The sequence below is a fragment of the Moorena producens 3L genome (assembly GCF_000211815.1).
GTDB lineage: Bacteria > Cyanobacteriota > Cyanobacteriia > Cyanobacteriales > Coleofasciculaceae > Moorena > Moorena producens.
This window is the reverse complement of the sequence record NZ_GL890960.1, coordinates 27,471-49,163: the sequence shown is the minus strand read 5'-3', so window position 1 is coordinate 49,163 and position 21,693 is coordinate 27,471. Positions and strand designations below refer to the sequence as shown.

Here is a 21,693-nt window from a genome sequence, read left to right as displayed (position 1 = left end):
AACAACCAATAACCTTGGCCAAAAGGCCACGCTTCGCGAACAACCAACAACCGACACGAACCTACCCTACTCGAAGGCCAAGGGTGAACAACTGTCAACCTCAGTTACAAAGCTAACGATAATTGGGCGGACGCGAATTGAGGGAACGGATTTGAACCAGTTGTTGCAACCCTTAGGAGGGGGTGGACATTCCCAAGCCGCTGCGGTTACCTTACGAGACTGTGAGGCCCAGACAATCCTAGAGCAGCTGGTCAACCAACTAAAAGACCAAATTCCCCAACCTCTGACGGCTCGGGATTTAATGTCATCCCCCGTGCGCACCATTCGCCCCAATACCAAGATTAAGGAAGCCCAGAGAATTTTGTTGCGCTATGGTCATTCGGGGCTTTCAGTAGTAGATCAACAGGACCAGCTGGTAGGAATTATCTCCCGACGAGACCTGGATTTAGCCTTGCACCACGGTTTTGGCCATGCCCCAGTCAAGGGCTACATGACGAAGCATATTAAGACCATTACTCCAGAAACCTCGATGGCAGACATTCAGTCCTTGATGGTGACTTACGATATTGGGCGTTTACCCGTTCTAGAGGATGGGCAACTAATGGGGATAGTGACCCGCACTGATGTATTGCGGCAACTGTTTCAGGAAGAGTTGAATGTTAAGCAGTTGAAGGTTGACGGGTCAAACCTGAAACCGGCGAACCTTAAACCAGCTAACATCAAGCCTCTGTTGGCTTCGAGCCTGTGGGAACTTTTGACCATAGCTGCCGAAAAAGCTCAGGAGCGGGGTTGGCATCTGTACGTAGTTGGAGGAGCTGTCAGAGACTTGTTACTAGCGGATGGGAACAAGCCACTACTGCTAAATGATATAGACTTGGTCGTAGATGGCTTTCACCGCTCAGCGGATGCGATCGCAGGAGTCACCCTGGCCAAGGAACTCCGTAAAATTTACCGTAAGGTGCGCTTGGAAGTACACGGGTCTTTTCAAACCGCTGCCTTGCTATGGCATAATGACCCGAAATTTGGCTCCCTTTGTGTAGATATTGCCACTGCTCGTACCGAGTTCTATCCTTATCCCGCTGCTAATCCTCAAGTCGAAGCTAGTTCCATTCGTCAAGACCTTTACCGCCGAGACTTTACCATCAACGCCATGGCAGCAAGGCTGACAAAGGTTAATCCCCAAGCTCAATTGCCCCTGTTGGACTTCTTTGGGGGTATGTTAGATTTGCGATCGCAAAAAATTCGAGTCCTACACGCCAATAGCTTTATTGAAGACCCAACCCGAATCTATCGAGCGGTAAGGTTTGCGGTGCGATTGGGATTTGAAATTGAACCCCAAACCAGGGAATATATCCACTATGCCATTCAGAGTGGGGTATATGAGCGTACTAAAGCGGAAAACACCAAAGTCCCAGCACTCCAAACCCGACTCAAAGCAGAACTTAACTATATGTTGCAAGCCCCCTACTGGCAACCAGCATTGCAGTTATTGTCATCATTAGGAGCGTTGCGGTGTCTTCATCCTACCCTGACCCTAGATAAACCATTATGGTGGCGAGTGCGTTTGGTTGGGCGCTGGCTACAGAGATTTGACCCAAAGCAAACCTTAAGACACTGGCAGATGCGTTTGGAAGTATTGATTGCTGATCTAGCACCAGACGAACGGGTTAAGGTAGCCAAGAATTTACAGTTGCCCGTAGACAGTGTTGAGCGTCTTCAAAAACTTGAGGGATGGCAAGGGGATTTCCTAGAATCTCTACCAACATGCCAGCTAAACAGTCAAATCGTCCACATGTTGCGCGAGTATAAATTACCTACCTTAGTATTGATTGGGGTGTATAGTCCTAGAGCGATCCGACGTAAAATTTGGCAGTATCTCACCACTTGGAGGAATGTTAAAGCGCCACTGGATGGCAATGATCTCAGAAAGTTAGGCTATAAGCCAGGAGCACACTATCGGGAAATTCTGGATGCACTCTTAGAGGCAACCCTAGACAGGGTGATTCAGGATCAGGCTGATGCTAAAGCATTTCTAGCCATACACTATCCACCTCTTGAGAAAGAATAAGGTAAAAGGTATAAAGGCGTAAGCATTCAGCAATCAGCTATCAGCAATCAGCTGATGCGCTACGCCCACGCTAGGCGAACAGCTTTTGAATAAAACAGGTAAGGATTGGAATAATGCTGAGTTACCGGAAGCTGCGATGGGATTCATAGTCTTTGGCTGATGGGCAAATCCCCAGACTTCCAATTCTCATTAATCTCGAATTATTAAATTGTCCCGTTCGCCTAGCGTGGCCATAGGCCTGCATAGGTTTATTTTAAGCTGACGGCTGACAGCTGACGGCTGAATGCTTAGATAAAGGCAAACCGACAACAGAGAACTGATAATGCTAGAATTCATCCGGTCTGATCTATCCGCATTAACGGCCTACACACCTCATCCTGGGGGCGAGGAAGGGAAAACACCAGAATCAACGGTTCCCCTAGATCGCCTGGATACGAATGAATGCCCCTTTGACTTACCAGGAGAGTTAAAGGAAAAATTAGCTTGGAGCTATCAACAGCTGATTCAAGCTAATCGATATCCCGATGGCGGACAGGGGAAACTCAAAAATGCGATCGCAGAATACGTTAACGAATCTGCTGCCCTAGACGACCGAGTAACAGCAAACCAGATTTCCGTAGGCAACGGTTCCGATGAACTAATTCGTTCTATCTTAATTGCCACCTGCTTAGGAGGAGAAGGCTCGATCCTAATCGCTAATCCCACCTTCTCCATGTATTCGATACTGGCACAGACCTTAGGAATACCAGTAGTGAGTGTAGGGCGTCGGGAAGAAAACTTTGAAATCAAGATCGACGATGCCCAAGCAGCCATTGAACAGACCCTCACAGAAACCTCGACCCAACGAGCAGCAATACGAGTAGTATTTGTAGTTCATCCTAACTCTCCCACCGCCAACCCCTTGACTCCCCAGGAATTAGACTGGTTGCGTGGTCTACCAGAGAATATTTTAGTAGTTATTGATGAAGCCTACTTTGAATTCAGCCAAGCCTCAGTAGTCCAAGAATTAGCCGACCATCCCAACTGGGTAATATTGAGGACATTTTCCAAAGCATTTCGTTTAGCCACTCACCGTGTTGGTTATAGCATCGCTGACCCAGAACTAATTGCTGCTCTCGAAAAAATGCGCTTACCCTACAACTTACCCAGCTTTTCTCAAGCTGCTGCCATAGTCGCTCTCAATCACAGACAAACTCTGCTAGCATCAATTCCCCAGGTTATCGCCGAGCGAGATAAGTTACTAAAAGCCCTATCAGAACATCCAGCCTTACAGGTTTGGCCAAGTGCTGCCAACTTCATCTACCTGCGTCTACGACAATCCGGCAACGAGTCTACTAGCAAAGACCTGACTCAGGTAACTCAGGCCATGAAAGATCAAGGCACCCTAATACGTCATACTGGAGGAGGATTGCGGATCACTGTGGGCTCTCCTGAGGAGAATACTCGTACATTGCAACGATTACAAGCAGTTCTGGGCTGAAAAGCTATTCATAGTAAACTTTTGCCTTTTGCCTTTTGCCTTTTGCCTTTTGCCTTTTGCCTTTTGCCTTTTGCCCTTGCGGGTAGCGCTATATCCTCAAGTGTTTGTCACCGAACTTAGAGTTTTAGCAATCTCTACCAGCTGAAACCCAGGAGGATAAACCCCCTCAGCTTTGATGCGCTGGATAGCAGCCGGTGGGATAGCCAAATTTAGCTTTCTAGCAACAGCTCTGACTATATCACCCCGGTCAATGACACCTGCCACAGTTTCTGCGGGAGAAAGTACGCTTACACGCTTAATGTTAAGCTCCTCTAAGCTGTTAATCACCTCCACCAAAGGTGTTTTCTCCTCCACTGTGGGAATTTCTGATAAAGGACGCACTATAGTTTCCAAGGTCTCAGTGTCCCAACGACTACGCTCCACAAAATGTAAATCCTCAATTTTCACTAGCCCACGATAGCGTCCATTAGTTGCAGCGTAGTAGGGCATTGGGTTTTGCCTATCGGTTAAGATATACTCATCAGCAAAAGAACGTAAGGTCTGGTTGGCTTCCACCACCCGAAAGTCACGGGTCATGGCATTAGATGCCATCAGCTTAAGTAAGACTTCTTGCAAGGTGGTTAGCTGGTCATAGGCACTGGCATTGCGAAAAATAAACCAGCCAATCAGAGTTGGCCAAATGAATGCCAAGGTACCGGTCAGCAGAGTCATGCCTAATCCTAGGGATAGGGCTATCAGCCCAAACCCCTTACCCGTTCTGGCAGCCCAACGCACACCTGTAAACAGATCTCCAGTTAGTTTCCAGACTGCTGCTTTCAACACTTGTCCACCATCTAAAGGTAGACCAGGAATTAGGTTAAATAATGCCAAGACTAGGTTGATTCTCGCTATCTCATTGGCGATAGTATATGCCCAAGCCGAGGTGGGTAATGTCAGAGTTAGGACATAAAACAGACCAAAGAGGATGAAGCTCACTAATGGTCCTGCGATCGCTACTTGAAAGGCTTCTCCTGGAGTCTTCGATTCTCGGTCAATCGACGCAATCCCGCCAAATATAAATAGGGTAATCGAATTAACTTTGATACCCTGGGAGAGGGCAGCTAGACTGTGACCTAATTCATGTAAAAGTACAGAACTAAATAACAACAGTGCCATCGCCAATCCAGCTACCCAAGCTAAAATCGACCCTAGGCTAGAGTCGAACTCTCGCGCATTAATCATCGTTACCAGTAGCAAGATGAAAAACCACGATGGGTCTAGAAACAGTGGGATTCCGAATAGAGAGCCAACTCGCCAACCTGATAGCATCACATTTTCCTTATCTGAGACCTTCCATAGCTCTACATACCAGCATAAAGTAACTCCTATGTTCTGGGCTCATGGAACTGCCACAGGCATCCGCTCACTCAGACGAGTGTTTAGGTCTGCAAGTAGGTCATTGCCACTACGACGAGCTTGCCAAGGACCAGTGTTATACTGATCGATTATCCATTGCCCATTCATCAAGTCTTCTGACTCAGCCAAGGTACCAATGTACTGGATTGGAGTCGATGAGCTAGTGATGTATCGCTTAGTAAATTGGATGCGCCGTCCGATTACCTCTCCACTTAGCTGGGCTTCTCCTAAGTAACCGTCGTCCAAAATATTCCCAGTGATTGTATTCTTGCTTTGAACCAGAGTTGCTTCAAACCGGGTGGGTACTCCCCCTTGCCAGTAAGTTCCGAGCCAAGTGCCAGTTAAGTCTGCCATGAACACCAAATTTTAGTGAGGAGTTAACTAACCATTATAATATAATTTTGGTCTATATAGCAAATTTAGATAAGTAAGTGGTGAGATTAAGAAGAAACCGAAAGAGGAGGAAGACACCGGAACCAATCGCACCTTTATCTCTTGGTTAACACAAACACACTCTAGTGATTCCCCCGTCCAAATTCCCGATTCCCGATTCCCGATTCCCGATTCCCTAATATTTCATAATTGTCTGACCAATACACGATTACACTATCATTGCGCTTTTTGCTGGCACTTTGGCAAATAAAAGTAGCATAGTCTAGCAATAATAATTCATATTAGATGCCATAGAGCAATACCACCTAGCTTATTAGTTGTCAAGGTTACAGGAATGATGATGGATGGGGAAGAATTACTGAAGCGATATGCTGCTGGAGAACGGGACTTTCCAGAAGCTAATCTACAGGGAGTATCTCTGGCGGGAGTAAACCTGAGCCAAGCTAACCTACGACGTGCTAATCTCAGCCAGAGTTGTCTCAAGGGCGCTATTCTTAAAGGTGTCAATCTGCGAGAAGCGAATTTATCTGGTGCTAATCTACAGGGAAGTGACCTGTGTGAAGCCAACCTTATTGTTAGTAACCTGAGTCAGGCAAATCTAACTAAGGCTAACTTGAGTAATGCTAATCTACGCAGTTGCCGCCTGATTGGAGTCAACCTCAGTAAAGCTAATCTGAGTGAAGCAATTCTGAGTGAGGCAATTCTCCAGAATGCTAACTTGAGTCACGCAAAACTGATTAGCACATCCTTGAACCGAGCCAAGCTTTCCCAAGCCCTCTTGGACGGAGCGATTTTGGAGGGAGCATCCCTCAACAATTGTATTCTGATCGAAGCGAATCTGATTGGGGCAAATTTGTCCCATACCCTGCTCAGTGGAGCCAACTTGACTAAGGCCAATCTCAATCAAGCAGACTTGAGTGGTGCAATAGCAAGTGGCTGCACCATGAGAAACACTATCCTAACGGATGCGAATCTCAGAGGAGCAAGGATGAGTTGGACAATTCTCCATGGTGCTAATCTCACCAAGGCTAATTTATACCGAGCTAACCTGTGTTGGTCGAATCTTAGCGAGGCAATATTGATTGAAGCTGTTTTAATTGATGCTAATCTGAATCAGGCTAACCTGCGTGAAGCTAAACTTAGCAAAGCGATTATGCCAAGTGGCAGTCAGCATCAATAGTTGAACCCAGTTTTTGATCAGCCCTGGCTTGTTTCACACATCAAATCGAAACGCTATAGCAAAATTAACAACTGATATTATGTCTGGTTATAAATTACCACTTAATAATTACAAATAACCTGTTAATAATTAATTGTAAAATGTTACTAATTACCTTTTACAATTTACTAATTACCTGTTACCTGTTACCAATTACCAATTACCAATTACCAATTACCAATTACCAATTACCCTCAATCATTCCATTAATCAGCAAAGCTGTGCAACCCAAACCACTTATCCAGTAAAGGTCTTCAGCAGTAACAATTGTGCTAACTCGCAAAAGCCCTCAGATTCTTTAGCATAAGTGACATAGGCTGGCACGCATCTGCAACCAACTCGACAACATCCAGCCCTGGCCAGGGCATTAGACTCTGATTCGAGTGGAAAGTGTTCGACAATTCAAAAAGGGGAGGCAACACCGTCTGGAAAAGGAAACACGCTACTATGTTGCTTCTTACGCCCTTGTCTGCTGAGTCCTTTGCCCAGGGCATCCCTTGGATATTGGGGTGTAGAGAACAAGGTTGATTATGTGCGCTTCGGTTACTCAGGGTGAAGATGCTTCACGTATTCCCATGCATCAGTTACCTCAAATCTTTGCCGTTGCTCGTAACTTTGCTCTAAATATCTATCGTTCTCATGACTTTTCAAATATGGCTCAGGCTCAAAGACGGTGCCAGTTTGGACTAGACACACAAAGAGCGCATTTTCAGAAATGTTATAGCCCTGGAAACAAGCACTGTCTTTAACTAAGACTTTCAGCTAGTTTTGCGTTCACAACTCATTTAGAAACGCTATATCTGATCATTGTGTTGTTTTTTTAAATAAACTTTAACAAAAATTAACATAATGATCATGAATCACGTTTATCATGTGTATAAATAATACAAACACTAAATAAGTGAGGGCAATTCAAGGGAATCTGTTTGCAGAAGATGGCGAAGATGGGGAAGATGGGCAAGATGAAACTGGCGGAGATTTTAGTCATCGGTTGGAACCTCCGCAATTTTCCTGACCTCCTCTGACAAAATTTTATTTCTATGACAATGGGATGCACCTACTCAAATTACCCATGACTCATGACCCATTACCAATTCCTCATTACTAATTCTTCCCTAGCCATTACCTATTATTCAGGGGATTTATTTGTTGTAAATCTACCGAATAATTGGTATTTGCTATTAGTTGTCATGGAGTGCTCTACAGCTTTTTTAAAGCTTTCACAATTAATTGTTGGATTTAACGCCACAATGAAAAATTGACTTAAAGGGATTATAGAAATAGTTTTTTAGACATCCGAGGAAAAAGCTTTGCTGATCAACACTCCAAGATTCAACAAAACATCGGTTGAGCGATTAGTAAATTTTTGGTCAAATCGCTATGTACCCGATTTATCAATTATTGCTTCCAAAAATGGTGTTTTAAAGATTTATGATTTGCTAGAATTTGCTTCCAGAAAGGGGCGCAATAAAACGGTTACCAAGTTACAGCGTTTAATCCAGATTAACTGTGAGTGTGCGGGAATTAAAACAGATGCTATGTTCTCCTATATTCCTAATGTGGTTAATTTGACCGAGGCTAAGCGAATTGCTGAATTTGTTTGCTCCGTTTACGAAAAGGTACTGGAAATTTACCAAGAGCAATCACCGAATCCTAGTTTAATGGCAGCAATACGACTAGGGGAGACAATTAATTTCTTCACAGATTTCTCTAGCCCGTGGACAATGGTAGCGCTAGAGTTGCCAGCTATAGAAAAGCTAGCCACCTCTCTCGAACCTGTATTGCGGCAACTGCGGCAGCAACATATATCAGCAAAAGACCGTCGAGCCATTGGTTTTGTTACCACACAGTTTCACTTCAGCACTCAGTTAGTACTCAATCGGCTGACATTGCCAGAACAAATTTTGCTCAGTCCCTACTTTAAGTTTGTCGAGGAGCAAGTTTCTATCCCCTGGCAACGAATCTGTAATGCAGCGGCTTTGCATGATTTTAACTCACCTACCTTAGCCTTAGTGGAGCAACTCTTACCTGTTAGTCAGGATATTGCTCAGACTGTCTACCAACGCACAGAGGAATTGCACTCTGGTCATTTTAGCCGTCGGGGAGGGTTGGACGATCCAGGAATTAAGGCTTCGACTATCAGAGATTTAGAAATGTTCCAGGGTTACCTATGGCTATGTGCTTTGGAGGGGAATATGACATCAATAGAACAGGAACTGTTGCCGTTGTGTTTACTGGTATTTCCTAGCGTAGACGTAAGTTGGAAGCTGGCGGAAAAAATGTTGCAGTTGCTGGTGGATGAACTAAACGCTCGTATAGAGTCAGATCAGATGTACCTCTTGCTTCCTTATACTAAAGGACTGCTGGAGTTATTCTCTGACCTGGAGCAGAAGGCGTTATGATATCATCTAGCAGTCCTAAATCTTGGTGGCAGGAACAAACTTCGTCCCGGAAGCGGTCAGACTAGTGCAGGCAGGCAGAAATAATACCAATTCTTCAAAGTAGGACTACAGATGCAGATGGCCAGGGTGCATCTCATATTTGTAAAAAAGACGGGAAGTGTGGGGCCCGGGCGCGGGGCCCGGGCGCGGGAAGTCTGGAGATTTTATTAGAATTTTTGCCTAATTGCATGCATTAAGATGCACCCGATGGCCAGATGGGGAGATGGCCAGATGAAATTGATGTGTAGGTGTGTAAGCCCTAAGAATTGGTATAACTCCCCAGGCGGATCAGGTGGCTTACTGCAGAATAGGGCCAGATGTCAGTTTGAACCTAAAATCGCTAGTCTAACTGGTAGTAACCTTCTTTAGTTTCCTTATGGCTACCTTGGGCTTACATCATTTCGCACCCAAACTAAAAAAATATATAATTATAGCATTATCGGCTGCTATACTCCCGTTATGTTTTGCTAGTGTGACCTTATCCCAATCTAGTGATAATGATAATCCCAATCCATTGGAACTGACTGCTCCTGATCCCCTCCTTCCTTCCTTATCCCCAGACGAACCTCTCAACCCCTCCGAACGTTCTAGACTCAAGCAAGCGTTGGATGAACTGAATGCTGAAGCTGAAGCTGAATTCAAAGCTGGTAATCAATCCAAAGCCTTTGACATCTGGTATCGGGAAATCCGGCTGCGGCGAGTGCTAGGGGATCCCGTGGCAGAAGTGCAAACCTTGGGCAGAGTAGGAGGAGTTGCCTGGAATGAAAACAATAAGCAGTCAGTACAACTAATTACGGCACGCTTGGAAGAGATTCAGCAGGAAAATGAAGCAGAAGACTCGATCAATCTGCCACTGTTAAAAGCTTTGGGTAAGGCTTATGAACAGATTCGATTGCCAGGACAAGCTTTGACAGTCTATGAGCAAATTCTCGCTGATGCTCGAAACCAGGGCGATATGGCAGCGGTTGAGGCTACCTTGAAGACCATGGGTGAATTGCACATGGCTTGGTTTGATTATCCCAAAGCAGCAGAAACCTATGAGGAATTACTGGCTCAAGTTCAGACCGATGTTCCTTTGGAACCGCTTCGCGAACGCATAAATGAAGAAGTGGCTTATTTACAAGAGCTAGCTTATATCTACGACCAAGACCAACAACCGGACCAGGCATTGCCCAAAAAGCAGCAATTAGTGGACATTTACCTAAATCAAGGTAATGATACCCAGATTCCAGCCCTGAAAATTGCGATCGCATCTGACTACAACAGCCTCAATCAACCAGAAAAAGCTAGTCAAACCTATCAGGAAGCCTATTCCTTAGCCTGGTCTCTACAGCAGTTTGCCCATGCTAGCGAAGCACTACAACCTCTAGCACAACTTTACCTTACCTCTAAGCAGCCAGAGTTTGCCTTGCAAGTTTATGAGGTTTTGCTGCAAGTTGAACAACAGTCCTATAATTACTATGGCTTGATGAATACTTACGACAACATTGGTCAAATTTATCTGGATATGAACAATTATCCTCAAGCCTTAGCAGCATTTCAAAAGGGGCTAGACTTGGCTGAGTCATTGCAGCATCGAGAAGCTTATTTTGTCAATAAAATTCAGCTAGTCAATCGGCAAAATTTGTAGTAATATTTTAGGTCTATAGTTGTTAAAATAACGACTATAGTACAGGGAATCGGGAATCGGGAATCGGGAATCGGGAATCGGGAATCGGTACTTGTGTATCAAGTAGTTATCGATGAAGTTGGTATCTTGGCATTGCTGAATTAAGGAATGAATGCGCGATCATCTGTTTTTGTTAAAGCCCCCTAAATCCCCCAATTCTGGGGGACGCAAGAAAGTTTTGTTCCCCCACCGGTGCGCTTTCCGTCGGCGAATTAAATTCGCCACGGGTCGCACCGCAGAATTGGGGGGCTAGGGGGGCGAAACCATACCCATAATCAGGAACGCCGGTATATTTATACCAATGCTGGAAATTAGGAATAAAGATCAATTTCATTTCCCTATCTTCCTATTTCCCTATCTTCCCATTTCCCTATCTTCCCATCTCCGGAGCTAGACAACCGCTTCACTCCTCACCTTGATCTGAATCATCAGAGTCGCTCAAGAAATACAACAATGCACAAATAGCAGCAACAATACCTAACAATGGAGATTCACTAGAGAGGGTTAGAACTAGTAACACAATTTCCAGAAGGGTTTGGAAGCTTTCGAGATTGTTCATGAAAATTGTTTCAGGTGAACTACAATTTCATCAAACCCTGGGGCTAAAGCAGTTCAAACCTTGGAAGCTGTTGAGCTGACATGAGTTATGGCCAACTTATAATTCATTGCCGACTTGTACCTGAGTTGTACCTGAGTTGGGCTGAGTGACTATAAAAGATAGTTATAGTTTGAGTAGTTGATCAGACCGAACCTATGTCTCGCTCACTCAGAGTTCATCCCGAGTATATTGACCAGGTTAAATTAGCCCTTAAGCGCAACGGTTATCCTCGCCAGAAAGACTTAGCTGAGGAATTGGAGATATCTCTATCAACCCTCAATAATTACCTCAATGGCCGACCTGTCGATAACCTGAATTTTCAAGAAATTAGTGAAAAATTGGGACAAGACTGGAAAGCGATCGCTCTTCTAGATCTTGAAAGCACACCAAGCAATAGCAATGTTAATCCAGATCCGTGGAAACCGGATTTAGATCAGGACGAAGCTATCCCTGACGTTGACTATTATGTTGAACGTCCTCCCATTGAAACCACTTGTTATCAAACACTTTTACGTCCCGGTGCCTTGGTGAGAATTAAAGCACCAAGTCTAATGGGGAAGACCTTACTGATAGCTAGAGTGCTGAGAAAGTTGGTTGCCCAGCAGGGCTATCAAACTGTGTATATTAACCTGCACCTGGCTAACCACGCTGACCTTGCCAATCTTAATTCATTACTAAAGTGGTTTAGCTTCTGTGTCAGTGAGAGTTTAGGATTAGCTAATCGATTAGCTGATTACTGGTACGAAGGATTATCGACCAGTAAAATGGCTTGTACCAACTACTTTGAACGGTATTTGCTAAGGCAGGTTAACAGGCCAGTAGTCCTATGTTTGGATGAAGTTGACCGAGTTTTTCCTCACCGTGATGTGGCATCAGACTTTTTAGGAATGCTAAGGGCTTGGCATGAGAAAGCCAAGATGGGTAAACGTTTAGAACGCCTCCGATTAGTGGTAGTTCATTCCACAGAAGTTTATATTCCCGTGACATACTCCTACACTGATCTTTACAGATTCAGTGTAGGCTTCTTACCAAAACCACCTAACGGTTCGGTTACTCGGTAAGCTTTACTAGTGACGGGATGCCCCACCGCCAAATTCAATATATTCCTAGCCGCATTAACATCTCTATCCTCGATATATCCACAATGAGGACAGGAATGAATGCGGTCTTTTAATTCCTTTGGTACTTTTTGACCACAATTAGAACAGTTTTGACTGGTGTTCCGAGGATTTACTGCAATCGTGACCAACCCAGCATTTTCGGCTTTGGTTGACAGGATAGACAGAAATTGACCCCAGCCAGCATCTAGGACGGATTTGGCCATTTTAGTCTTAGCCAATCCCTTTATATTCAACTTTTCATGAGCAATTAGATCGTGATCATCTAACAACCCTTTAGCTGTCTTGAAATGAAAATCTTTTCTGGTATCAGCTACCTTTTTGTGAGCTTTACCTAGTTTAACAACAGCCTTCTTTCTGTTGTTACTGCCTTTCTTAGATCTACTGACAGCTTTCTGAATTTTCTTTAATCGTTTCTGAGCTTTCCGATAGTACTGGGGGATTTGCACCTCTGTCCCGTCGGACTTGGTCAAAAATGACTTGAGACCCATGTCTATACCAACAGGATTTGATACTTGTTCAATCGGGATCACCTCAGGGACAGTATCATCCTGTAATGACAAGGTCACATAGTATCCATCAGCTTTACGTGTAACCGTGGCAGTTTGAATTCTAAATCCGTCTGGAATTGGTCTATGGTAAACCATTTTGACCCATCCAAACTTAGGAAGGTTCAACCTGTTCCCTTGAATAGGGTTTTTGGAAAAAGCAGAAAAAGTTAAAGACTTATACCTGTTCTTACTCTTGAATCTGGGTTTGCCACTTCTCTTGCCATTAGAGTCACCTTTTATGAATCTCTTAAAGGCTAAATCAACCTTCTTGACGCAGTCTTGTAGTACATTGGCATGAATAGCTTTGTACCAGTGCCTATCTTTCTTTAATTGAGGTAAAGTTTTTTTCTGTGAAAAGTAATTAGGATTATTTCTAAGTTCAGGCAAATGGCAAATAAGAGGACAGGAGTTAATAGAGCAGCGATTTTGTTCGTACCAGCTAAACCTGTCAGCAAGTAAATAGTTGTATTGGTGGCGCAACATGTCCAGCCATCTTTCTATCTCCATCACTTGCAATTTTGTTAGTCTTAGTCTGTACTGGTACGCCGTTCTCATTGATTTCTCCTGTTTTTCGACCTACTATTAGTATAACAGTCGTGGCAACAGGTATCAACCCATAATGAAAGATCAAAAGCTCGTAGTCAGAGTGACCAATTTTGAGAAAAAGCAATTACAGGAAGAGGCTGATCGTAGGGGAATGACCTGCTCCGAATTACTCAGAAGCTTCATAGCTCGCCTCCCTGTGCCGAAAGACTCTGTGCAAAATTCCTCCCACACTCATACTACGTATTGAGATGTGGGGCTCCTTTTGCCAGAAAGCTGAACCTTAACGAATCCCCGTTTAATGTTGGTGTTCCGATTGAGTTACCGGAATTGACCCAAGAGCAAATTATTGAATTAGCGCAACAATACCAACTTGATTGTACAGCATCTGAGGTTGAGCAATTGCAGGGGTTAGTAGGGGGACATCCCTATTTAATTGGCGAATGCTTTAACCATCTCAAATTTAATGGTACTGGTTACCTTGAGCAAGTATTAAACAATGCTGCCACCGAAGCTGGGATTTATCGCAATCATCTACGACACCTCTGGCAGATGCTACAGCAACATCAAGCTTTGGCTGATGCCTTTAAAGATGTGATTGAGGCCAGTTGTCCGATTCCCTTAGAATCCCGATCAGCTTACAAACTACACAGTATGGGATTAGTGAATTTACAAGGACATCAAGTCACTCTCCGTTGTCAGTTGTATCGGGAGTATTTTCAAGCGCGATTCCAGCAGACCCCATGATGGAAACCCAGACTATGCAAATCTATCAAGTAGGCGGCGCATTACCCCTTAATGCTAGCAGTTATGTCAAACGTCAGGCCGATGAGGAGTTGTATCAATACCTAAAAGCAGGGGAATTTTGTTATGTCTTAAATTCCCGTCAGATGGGGAAGTCTTCTTTGAAAGTTCAAACAGTAAAACGGTTGCAACAAGAAGAAATTGTTTGTGCTTCTATTGATACTACCATGCTGGGGTCGCAACAGATTCCCCCACGGGAATGGTATGGCGGTTTGATTAGTGGGTTGGTGTCTGAGTTGGAACTCTACGACAGCTGGGGGGGCGACATGAGAGCTAAAAAGTAGACTGTATAAGCTTCATAGCTCTCATACCTCGTAAATAATTATCGAGCTTATGACGACTTAAACGCATCAAAGCATAAACTAATTCCCAACATTTATCCATAAAATTAATCCATTTGTGAGCATACATTCCAATATAAAAACTGCTATGCCTTTTAGTTAATCGCCCATAGTTTTTGACTCTAGTAACATAGTTCTGAACTCCTTTTTTATTAATTATTTCTCCTTTGATTGTGGCAATAAAATAAGCAAAAGACATGATGATAACTAAAGATATAAAACGTTTTCCGACTACATTGCTGCCTTCCATATTATATCCACCACTTTTATAATCTCGAAACATTTGTTCAATATTAAAACGTTTTTTATAAGCGGAGATTGCCTCAGAGGCTTCGTTCATATTTGTTAAAATAAACCAACCTTCTTTGGTCACGGATTTTCGATAACTTTTTTTCCATTTACAAGCGACACTAAATCCTGATATTTGTTGAGTTTTTGTGACTTTAACCTTTTCAAAAAATAATGAAATTCCTGGTTTTAACCCAGAGTTTTCTAAGGAGATCCACCCCTGATTTTTTAATTCAATTTGCTCAGATTTTTTAAGTCTTAAACAAAAGTTAAAGCCTTGTTTGTCGAGCCATTCAGCCAATTTTACTGAACAAAATTCTCGGTCTCCTAAAATTACAACTTTATAGTCATCAAATAGCCCTATGATATTTGAAAATAGTTGTTTCTGCTCCGAAAAGTTACTTGAGCCAAATTTTGATAGAAGTTCAAAATAAACGGGAAGTGCTCGGTTTTTATAAATTAAGCTAACCATCAATAAATTCTTGTTATTCCAATTAGTTCTATCGATAGCTAAATAAATTGTTTCCTGTTTATCAAATGTTTGATAGACCCATTCTCTAATAATTGGAAACCACAGTTTTTTGACTTTAAATATTGGTAATGACAAAAATCTCTGTAACTTTTTACGCCTTGAGTTACATTTAATAGGCAAAGGTAGCGGTGCAGCGCGGTCTTGGGGGTTTCCCCCATGAGCGACTGCACCAAGACAAGATTCAGCCATTTTTTCGAGTTTAACATTTTTGATATCTTGTACAATAATTACTACAAGGTAAAAAAACAATAATTGAGATTCGGAAAGTAGATTTTTTAGATGTTTTTGATATAATTCTTGTCTCATTCTCGATTGGTAGGTCGTATTGACAATTTATGACCTATCTTTTTTTACCATAATTCGCTCAATTTAATATATATCAAGGGTTACAGGCCGCTTGTCGCCCCCCCAGCTACGACAGGTTTGATGAATACCATTGGCTTCAACAGCACCAAAAGATTTCTCCGGTACAGTGCTTTGGTAAGTTTATCAAAGAGGTATTGTTTGAATATATTGCTCAACCAATTGTTATTTTTATTGATGAAATCGATAGTGTTCTGCAATTAAGCTTCAAAGATGACTTCTTTGCCCTAATTCGAGCTTGTTACAACAAACGGGCGGAAAATTCTGCCTATAATCGCCTTAGTTTTGTGCTGTTGGGGGTGGCTACACCAGGGGATTTGATTGGAGATAAAGACCGAACCCCTTTTAATATTGGACGGGCGGTAGAGTTACATGGCTTTCAAAGAGATGAAGTTGAGCCGTTAGTCAGGGGATTGGCGGGACAGGTCAGCAACCCCCAGGCTGTTATCCAGGAGATATTAGACTGGACAGGAGGACAGCCCTTTCTTACCCAAAAGCTGTGTCAGTTGGTGGTTAGTTCTGCCTCGGTTTTCGATCCCTTAAAAAAGGGGGAGAAGGAATGGATTGAGAAATTGGTGCGATCGCATGTGATCTCGAACTGGGAAGCTACCGATGAGCCAGAACATTTGAAGACCATACGCGATCGCATCTTGAGTAATGAGCAACGCTCTGCCTACTTGTTGGAATTGTATCAGCAGGTGTGGCAACAGGGGGAAGTTGTTGCTAATAACAGTTTAGAGGAAGGCAAGTTACAGTTATCTGGATTAGTGGTAAAGCAGAGAGTTGGAGCTTTTCCAGTTCTTAAAGTATATAACCGTATTTACCATCAAGTCTTTAATCAAGACTGGATTGAGCAAGAATTAGCTGCATTACGTCCCTATTCGGAAGGGTTTAGGGCTTGGGTGGCGTCGGGATTTCAGGATGAATCGCTGTTGTTGCGGGGGAAGGCTCTCAAGGATGCTCAGGCTTGGGCGAAAAGAAAGAATTTAAGTTATTTGGATCAGCAGTTTTTGGCGGCCAGTGAAAAGAAGGGGATTGAGGAGCAAATTGCTCAAGAGAAGCTGGAAGCGGAATTAGACAGAGAGAGGAAGGATCGGGCAGCGACCCAGAAGAGAAATCAGGTACTAACTGAGGCGAATCGGAAGGCTCAACGGCGGATTCAGATTGGCGCTGTGGTGCTAAGTATAGCTGTGTTGGGAGCAATTGTTTCAGGATTAGTGGCAAGAAAGGAAATGATCAAATTACAAAAAACTAAAGCTGATTATGAAATACTCAAAGAAGATATCGAACCCCTTAATCGCCTTTCTGAACTTGCCGAAGAACTCCAAAACAACGGGCTGTCTTCTGAAGCACAAGAGGCATGGCGTCAAGCCAGTCAGTCTACTAAAATCCTAGAAAACAAACGCCATCTCAAGCAAGCCATGCTCCTAGCTTCGATTTCTTTAGCAAATCAGCAACTTAGCCAGAAGTACCAAGAATTTGAACAGGATAGTAAAGCAACCGAACGGTGGAATGAGGCTAGGCAAAGGATTAAACAGATAAAGGAAAAAAATCTCTTACCCTCACAACCAAATCTAGATGTCCCCGAAGAATGGGCAATTTATGTTCATGTCAAAAGAGTCCAGGGGAGTAGGCTGAGGAAAGAAGGGAAGATAGAGGAAGCATTAAAAGTTTACAAGGAAGCCTTTGATAGACTTGATACTGCTTGGAAAAAGTTTCCAAACGTTGATCTCGATACAGAAATTCCTATACCTAGCTTTCTTCCTCAACAACAGTCAATACTTTCAACGAATGCCGTAGAAAATTTTCATCGAGAATACATTCAGTTACTATCTGAAAACGGTCAAGACTATCAAATGGTCAAAAACTCTCTTTTCAATCACTTCCTAGCTGAAATTCACTTCTTTATGAAGTCGGCAAACTGGAAAGATGCTGACCTAAAAAATGTTCGTATCATGCTTTACATCGCTGATCGAGAAAAAGAAGGTTGGCTCGATCGCCCAGATATCAAAAACTTCTCCTGCCAAAAGCTACGTACTCTTAACACGCTTTGGGTCAAACACTCAGATGGCAAGTTTGGCTTCAGTGTACAAAAGCAGATCTTGGACAAAATTATTGCTGAGCGTGGCTTACCCAAGGGAGAGTATGATAAATTATTAGATGAAACATGGTACGAGTGGTGGGAAAAAGTAAACTGGTTTGCAGAAATTTTCAACAAAAACAAAGCCGAGGAAGGTCACTTACCCCTGGCACCGTGGAACACCAAGGACAATCGTACTGCGACTTTCCGGGGAGAAGACCCAGTGACTGATTGGCGCAAGTCTTTTCTGAGTGTTCTATTCTCCCGTTGCGACTGGTAGACTTTAACATCCTGTAGCTAACCGCTCAAACTATAACCTTAAAATTATAAATTTTAAGGTTATCTTGGCGGTCATTTACTTACTAATTATCCCATTCTTCCGAATCATCAATCATACCGGGATTAATTAGGGTAATATCATACTCATCCATTTGATCTACTGGATCAGTTGGGGTATTCTCTCGCTTGAGTAGATAATATTTAGCACTGACCTTAGGCGCAAAAATTACCTCATCTTCATCTTCGAGATCATGGGCTTGAAGCTTACGACCATTGATTAAAATGCCATTGGAACTAGCCTTACCTTTGAGGTTACCATCAAAAATTCGGTAGTAGGGACTACCATCAGAACGTCTACGCCTTACTAAGGTGGCATGTCGGCGAGACACAAACTTTGAAAACAGGCGGATATCAGACTCTGGATCTCTACCGATAGAATATACCTCCTCTTCCAAAGGAATCTGCTTGCTTCCCTTGTCATCCTCAATAATCAATAAATGGTTGTGGTCAGATTGTGTAGCCATGAATCGCTCGTGATCAAAAGGGTAATTGGTTGAGAACAATGCTCTTATTTACTTACATTGACACAGCTCTCAACCAGCTTGCGACTGACTTAGGAATTGCACAGTAATAAGTTTACCATTTGTGCATACTAATTCAGAGGTGTAACTCTTGCTGCTCAAGGAATGGCGTTATTAAATCCTTGTTTCAACTAACCTGTAATAGGTAAGTTATTTTTGCGCGATTCCTTAGGTACTGATTTACCTAGAAAACTCTCCTGATTGCTGAGCATTATCTGATTATCCCTTGAATCAATAAAAGTAAACTACCAGACGCGAAGCTTACCCTATGGCGGTGGCTTCCGACGACCCAGGAAACTGTAGCCTTCTGAAACCTTGCTGCTCTGATGGTCTATTATAGGTATTCAACTGGACTTGATCTAATTCCGTAAACGGGTTAGCAACAGTGAGTTTGTGACAACACTAACTGAGCTGAAAGCCATTAAGGCACCAGCAGCAGCAGGAGAAAGTACCATCCCAAATCCTGGTAGTAGCCCACCAGCGGCCATGGGAATACCCAATATATTGTAACCGAATGCCCAAAACAGATTCTGGCGGATTTTGTTGAAGGTGGCTCGTGATAGGTCTATGGACTTGACCACATCGAGCAAGTTATTTCTGATCAGAATAATTCCTGCTGTTTCCGCTGCCACATCGGTTCCCCCATGCAAGGCAATCCCAACATCAGCTTGTGCTAGAGCTGGACTGTCATTGATGCCATCTCCCACCATAGCGACACAGTGTCCTTGGTCTTGAAGGTTTGCGATCGCATTAGCTTTGCCATCGGGAAGCACCCCAGCAATAACATCCTCTGGCTCTATTGACAAAGTTTTGGCCACAGCAGCCGCCACTACCGGTCTATCACCAGTTAGCATCATCACCCGCAATCCTAGGTCTTTGAGGTGTTCTACTGTTTGTTTAGCCTCAACTCTCGGAATATCATTCACAGCAATTAATCCAACTAGTAGCCCATCAACAGCTACGTAAACTACTGTTTTACCCCCATCTGCCAAAGCCTTGACTTCCCCTTGAGCAGTATCACTAATCGTAATACCCTGCTTACTCAACCAGTCTGCACTGCCAAGCACTACCAGTTGCTTTTCTACTAAAGCTGATACTCCCAATCCTGGTTCTGTGTAAAAATCTTGAGCCCCTAACATCGGTAACTGTTGCTGTTGAGCTTCGGTAAGAATTGCGCTACCTAAGGGATGGGATGTGCCACTTTCTGCTGCTGCTGCCAGTTGCAGCAATTGGCTAGCAGAAGATAGAGCAATGGTTTTCGTACCAATAGCGCTCTGTTGGTCATTCTCTGTCTCAGGTTGAATCAGCAGGCAATCGGTAACCGTAGGTTGACCCTGAGTTAGGGTACCGGTTTTGTCAAAAACCACAGTATCCAGCCGATGCACCTGTTCTAAAATGTCACCACCTTTGATTAATAAGCCCCGCTTTGCCCCCAGGCTGGTACCGACTAGAATGGCGGTAGGTGTGGCTAGACCCAAGGCACAGGGACAAGCAATCACTAAAACTGCGATCGCTAATTTCAAACTCAACAATAATGGAGAAGCCGCCATGGTTGACCAGACCTCTGGCCAGATTTTAGTCCCAGCCACGTACCAAAATAGGAAGGTTAAAAATGCGATCGCCATCACCCCATAGGTAAAATACCCTGCTACCAAATCCGCTAACTGCTGTACTGGCGCTTTCCGAGTTTGCGCTTCCTCCACTAGTGCTACAATTTGTGCCAGAGTAGTTTCCCTACCAGTACGGATTGCCTTTACCACCAGCACTCCCGATTGATTCAATGTACCACCAGTAACCATGTCCCCTGGTTGCTTCAATACTGGTCGGGATTCCCCCGTCAGCATTGACTCATCAATCGATGACACTCCCGTAATCACTTCCCCATCTACAGGAACTTTTTCCCCAGGTAATATCCTTAAGCATTCTCCCACCCGGACTTGCTCCACAGGAATTTCGATACCCGTTTGATCACCTTCTGTACTGTCTAATGTTCCAATCAAACGGGCGACCTGAGGCTGTAGGGATAGCAAAGACTCAAAATCAGCAGTAGCTTGATATCTTGCTCCTTGCTCTAAGGTCCGACCTAAGAGAATAAAACCCAGCAACATCACTGGCTCATCAAAGAAACATTCCCATCCCAGGTTAGGGAATAGTAATGCCACACAGCTAGTGGTGTAAGCCGTCACTGCCCCCAGTCCGATCAACGTATTCATATTGGGAGCACCGTGCCACAAACCGCGCCCACCCTCCACTATAATAGAGCGTCCAGGTAATAATAGCGCTAGAGTTGCCAGTCCCCAATGGAACCACAAAGTACTCAATACTGGCAGCATTGGTCCATGGAACCAATGACCGATATGTCCGACTGTAGAGAAGACAATCAGGACAGCAGCAATCACTAGTTGCTGGCGGTATGCTCTAGCTTCTTGCTGATGTCTCTGGGCTGGTGTTAACCTATCCTGGCTCTTAGTTCCCTGTTCAGTTTCAGGTAAACGGGGTTGACTAGGAAACCCTTTTGATGTAAGCAGCTCAGCTAAGACAGTTGGTTCCACCTCACCAGCTTGATACTCGACCACAGCTACCCCAGTTACCAGATTGACACAGGCTTTCGATACTCCAGGGTTACTGCTCAGTTGCCGTTCCACCACACCAACACAACCAGCACATTTCATGCCAGTTACATCTAATGTGATCGTTTCTACAGGCAAAGCTGGTTGGGTTAAGGTAGTCTTGGGATAAGTTGGGATAGATTTTGGCATAGATTTAGTGAACAGCTTCAGGAATAGTGGCAAAGCCTAGAGGATTAAGAGCAACATATTCCTCTAATTTCCAGCTTAAGCTAAGAGCTGCTCAACTAGGCTACAGTGGGTATTATTAATGGTTATCATTATTTTATTTTTTATGTTAATCACGACAGCAGAACACTTGGAAAAAAAGCTCCGTCAGCTTA

Annotated in this window: 19 protein-coding genes and 1 pseudogene; 11 read left to right on the top strand and 9 right to left on the bottom strand. The window is 43.7% G+C overall.

Annotation, left to right across the window (positions count from 1 at the left end):
• Window positions 1-2,068 (top strand): CBS domain-containing protein (locus LYNGBM3L_RS25755; RefSeq protein WP_008188366.1); only part of this gene is annotated, 2,068 nt, incomplete at its 5' end.
• Between the two features lie 322 nt (window positions 2,069-2,390).
• The gene (locus LYNGBM3L_RS25750) at window positions 2,391-3,548 is read left to right on the top strand and encodes a histidinol-phosphate transaminase (RefSeq protein WP_008188364.1); all 1,158 of its coding nucleotides are present in this window, start codon (window positions 2,391-2,393) and stop codon (window positions 3,546-3,548) included.
• Between the two features lie 96 nt (window positions 3,549-3,644).
• Here the strand turns inward: LYNGBM3L_RS25750 and LYNGBM3L_RS25745 are convergent, their stop codons facing one another.
• From LYNGBM3L_RS25745 to LYNGBM3L_RS44320, 3 genes are all read right to left on the bottom strand, one after another.
• Window positions 3,645-4,856 carry a site-2 protease family protein gene (locus tag LYNGBM3L_RS25745; RefSeq protein ID WP_008188362.1) on the bottom strand — a complete coding sequence of 404 codons (1,212 nt, stop codon included), beginning with the start codon at window positions 4,854-4,856 and terminating at the stop codon, window positions 3,645-3,647.
• A 69-nt stretch (window positions 4,857-4,925) separates the two neighbouring features.
• Window positions 4,926-5,297 (bottom strand): hypothetical protein, encoded by a 372-nt coding sequence (locus LYNGBM3L_RS25740; protein WP_008188360.1) that lies wholly within the window; start codon window positions 5,295-5,297, stop codon window positions 4,926-4,928.
• 161 nt (window positions 5,298-5,458) lie between these two features.
• Window positions 5,459-5,605: a hypothetical protein gene (locus tag LYNGBM3L_RS44320; RefSeq protein WP_154659917.1), complete on the bottom strand. Its 147-nt coding sequence runs from the start codon at window positions 5,603-5,605 to the stop codon at window positions 5,459-5,461.
• 65 nt (window positions 5,606-5,670) lie between these two features.
• On the opposite strand from LYNGBM3L_RS44320, the gene LYNGBM3L_RS25735 reads away from it, so the two are divergent.
• The 4 genes from LYNGBM3L_RS25735 to LYNGBM3L_RS25715 all read left to right on the top strand — a co-directional run bounded on the left by LYNGBM3L_RS25735 (window position 5,671) and on the right by LYNGBM3L_RS25715 (window position 10,626).
• Window positions 5,671-6,516: a pentapeptide repeat-containing protein gene (locus LYNGBM3L_RS25735; protein WP_008188357.1), complete on the top strand. Its 846-nt coding sequence runs from the start codon at window positions 5,671-5,673 to the stop codon at window positions 6,514-6,516.
• Window positions 6,517-7,085: 569 nt separating this feature from the next.
• Window positions 7,086-7,304: a hypothetical protein gene (locus LYNGBM3L_RS46115; protein ID WP_131827195.1), complete on the top strand. Its 219-nt coding sequence runs from the start codon at window positions 7,086-7,088 to the stop codon at window positions 7,302-7,304.
• Window positions 7,305-7,865: 561 nt separating this feature from the next.
• Window positions 7,866-8,957 (top strand): hypothetical protein, encoded by a 1,092-nt coding sequence (locus LYNGBM3L_RS25720; protein WP_008188351.1) that lies wholly within the window; start codon window positions 7,866-7,868, stop codon window positions 8,955-8,957.
• A 415-nt stretch (window positions 8,958-9,372) separates the two neighbouring features.
• Window positions 9,373-10,626, top strand: coding sequence for a tetratricopeptide repeat protein (locus LYNGBM3L_RS25715; RefSeq protein ID WP_008188349.1), 1,254 nt, complete (start codon window positions 9,373-9,375; stop codon window positions 10,624-10,626).
• Here the strand turns inward: LYNGBM3L_RS25715 and LYNGBM3L_RS48975 are convergent.
• Complete coding sequence (locus tag LYNGBM3L_RS48975; protein WP_267872096.1) at window positions 10,603-10,728, bottom strand: hypothetical protein; 126 nt, start codon at window positions 10,726-10,728, stop codon at window positions 10,603-10,605. The two genes, LYNGBM3L_RS25715 and LYNGBM3L_RS48975, sit on opposite strands and share 24 nt — an antisense overlap.
• Before the next feature lie 340 nt (window positions 10,729-11,068).
• Complete coding sequence (locus LYNGBM3L_RS44315) at window positions 11,069-11,224, bottom strand: hypothetical protein (RefSeq protein ID WP_154659916.1); 156 nt, start codon at window positions 11,222-11,224, stop codon at window positions 11,069-11,071.
• Window positions 11,225-11,418: 194 nt separating this feature from the next.
• Here LYNGBM3L_RS44315 and LYNGBM3L_RS25705 point away from each other — a divergent pair, with 194 nt between their 5' ends.
• Window positions 11,419-12,324 (top strand): AAA-like domain-containing protein, encoded by a 906-nt coding sequence (locus LYNGBM3L_RS25705; protein ID WP_052308480.1) that lies wholly within the window; start codon window positions 11,419-11,421, stop codon window positions 12,322-12,324.
• Here the strand turns inward: LYNGBM3L_RS25705 and LYNGBM3L_RS25700 are convergent.
• Complete coding sequence (locus LYNGBM3L_RS25700) at window positions 12,267-13,487, bottom strand: RNA-guided endonuclease InsQ/TnpB family protein (protein ID WP_008188345.1); 1,221 nt, start codon at window positions 13,485-13,487, stop codon at window positions 12,267-12,269. The two genes, LYNGBM3L_RS25705 and LYNGBM3L_RS25700, sit on opposite strands and share 58 nt — an antisense overlap.
• A gap of 64 nt (window positions 13,488-13,551) precedes the next feature.
• Here LYNGBM3L_RS25700 and LYNGBM3L_RS50610 point away from each other — a divergent pair, with 64 nt between their 5' ends.
• Genes LYNGBM3L_RS50610 through LYNGBM3L_RS25685 form a run of 3 tightly spaced genes read left to right on the top strand, consistent with a single transcriptional unit; the run spans window position 13,552 to window position 14,563 of the window.
• Window positions 13,552-13,725, top strand: a complete 174-nt coding sequence (locus LYNGBM3L_RS50610) for a plasmid mobilization protein (RefSeq protein ID WP_008188343.1) — start codon at window positions 13,552-13,554, stop codon at window positions 13,723-13,725.
• Entirely contained in the window at window positions 13,722-14,222 is a 501-nt protein-coding gene (locus tag LYNGBM3L_RS25690; RefSeq protein ID WP_008188340.1) for an AAA-like domain-containing protein, read from the top strand. Before LYNGBM3L_RS50610 ends, LYNGBM3L_RS25690 begins: the two co-directional genes overlap by 4 nt.
• A complete protein-coding gene (locus tag LYNGBM3L_RS25685) occupies window positions 14,219-14,563 on the top strand; it encodes a hypothetical protein (protein ID WP_008188338.1) in 345 nt (114 codons plus the stop codon). The genes LYNGBM3L_RS25690 and LYNGBM3L_RS25685 overlap by 4 nt, the downstream gene beginning before the upstream one ends.
• Here the strand turns inward: LYNGBM3L_RS25685 and LYNGBM3L_RS25680 are convergent.
• Window positions 14,524-15,746 (bottom strand): annotated as a pseudogene (locus LYNGBM3L_RS25680) (IS4 family transposase). The gene LYNGBM3L_RS25685 and the pseudogene LYNGBM3L_RS25680 overlap by 40 nt on opposite strands.
• Before the next feature lie 68 nt (window positions 15,747-15,814).
• On the opposite strand from LYNGBM3L_RS25680, the gene LYNGBM3L_RS47855 reads away from it, so the two are divergent.
• Entirely contained in the window at window positions 15,815-18,163 is a 2,349-nt protein-coding gene (locus tag LYNGBM3L_RS47855; protein ID WP_324293512.1) for an AAA-like domain-containing protein, read from the top strand.
• A gap of 82 nt (window positions 18,164-18,245) precedes the next feature.
• Here the strand turns inward: LYNGBM3L_RS47855 and LYNGBM3L_RS25670 are convergent, their stop codons facing one another.
• Window positions 18,246-18,686, bottom strand: a complete 441-nt coding sequence (locus LYNGBM3L_RS25670; RefSeq protein WP_008188331.1) for an FHA domain-containing protein — start codon at window positions 18,684-18,686, stop codon at window positions 18,246-18,248.
• A 416-nt stretch (window positions 18,687-19,102) separates the two neighbouring features.
• Window positions 19,103-21,502 (bottom strand): heavy metal translocating P-type ATPase, encoded by a 2,400-nt coding sequence (locus LYNGBM3L_RS25665; protein ID WP_008188329.1) that lies wholly within the window; start codon window positions 21,500-21,502, stop codon window positions 19,103-19,105.
• Window positions 21,503-21,693: the final 191 nt, after the last annotated feature.

What these genes read in the sequence shown, in the direction of transcription:
- LYNGBM3L_RS25750 (WP_008188364.1), top strand. Translation starts at nt 2,391, where the DNA reads ATGCTAGAATTCATCCGGTCTGATCTATCCGCATTAACGGCCTACACA.
- LYNGBM3L_RS25745 (WP_008188362.1), bottom strand. Translation starts at nt 4,856, where the DNA reads ATGCTATCAGGTTGGCGAGTTGGCTCTCTATTCGGAATCCCACTGTTT.
- LYNGBM3L_RS25740 (WP_008188360.1), bottom strand. Translation starts at nt 5,297, where the DNA reads ATGGCAGACTTAACTGGCACTTGGCTCGGAACTTACTGGCAAGGGGGA.
- LYNGBM3L_RS25735 (WP_008188357.1), top strand. Translation starts at nt 5,671, where the DNA reads ATGATGATGGATGGGGAAGAATTACTGAAGCGATATGCTGCTGGAGAA.
- LYNGBM3L_RS46115 (WP_131827195.1), top strand. Translation starts at nt 7,086, where the DNA reads ATGTGCGCTTCGGTTACTCAGGGTGAAGATGCTTCACGTATTCCCATG.
- LYNGBM3L_RS25715 (WP_008188349.1), top strand. Translation starts at nt 9,373, where the DNA reads ATGGCTACCTTGGGCTTACATCATTTCGCACCCAAACTAAAAAAATAT.
- LYNGBM3L_RS44315 (WP_154659916.1), bottom strand. Translation starts at nt 11,224, where the DNA reads ATGAACAATCTCGAAAGCTTCCAAACCCTTCTGGAAATTGTGTTACTA.
- LYNGBM3L_RS25705 (WP_052308480.1), top strand. Translation starts at nt 11,419, where the DNA reads ATGTCTCGCTCACTCAGAGTTCATCCCGAGTATATTGACCAGGTTAAA.
- LYNGBM3L_RS25700 (WP_008188345.1), bottom strand. Translation starts at nt 13,487, where the DNA reads ATGAGAACGGCGTACCAGTACAGACTAAGACTAACAAAATTGCAAGTG.
- LYNGBM3L_RS50610 (WP_008188343.1), top strand. Translation starts at nt 13,552, where the DNA reads ATGAAAGATCAAAAGCTCGTAGTCAGAGTGACCAATTTTGAGAAAAAG.
- LYNGBM3L_RS25685 (WP_008188338.1), top strand. Translation starts at nt 14,219, where the DNA reads ATGATGGAAACCCAGACTATGCAAATCTATCAAGTAGGCGGCGCATTA.
- LYNGBM3L_RS25670 (WP_008188331.1), bottom strand. Translation starts at nt 18,686, where the DNA reads ATGGCTACACAATCTGACCACAACCATTTATTGATTATTGAGGATGAC.
- LYNGBM3L_RS25665 (WP_008188329.1), bottom strand. Translation starts at nt 21,502, where the DNA reads ATGCCAAAATCTATCCCAACTTATCCCAAGACTACCTTAACCCAACCA.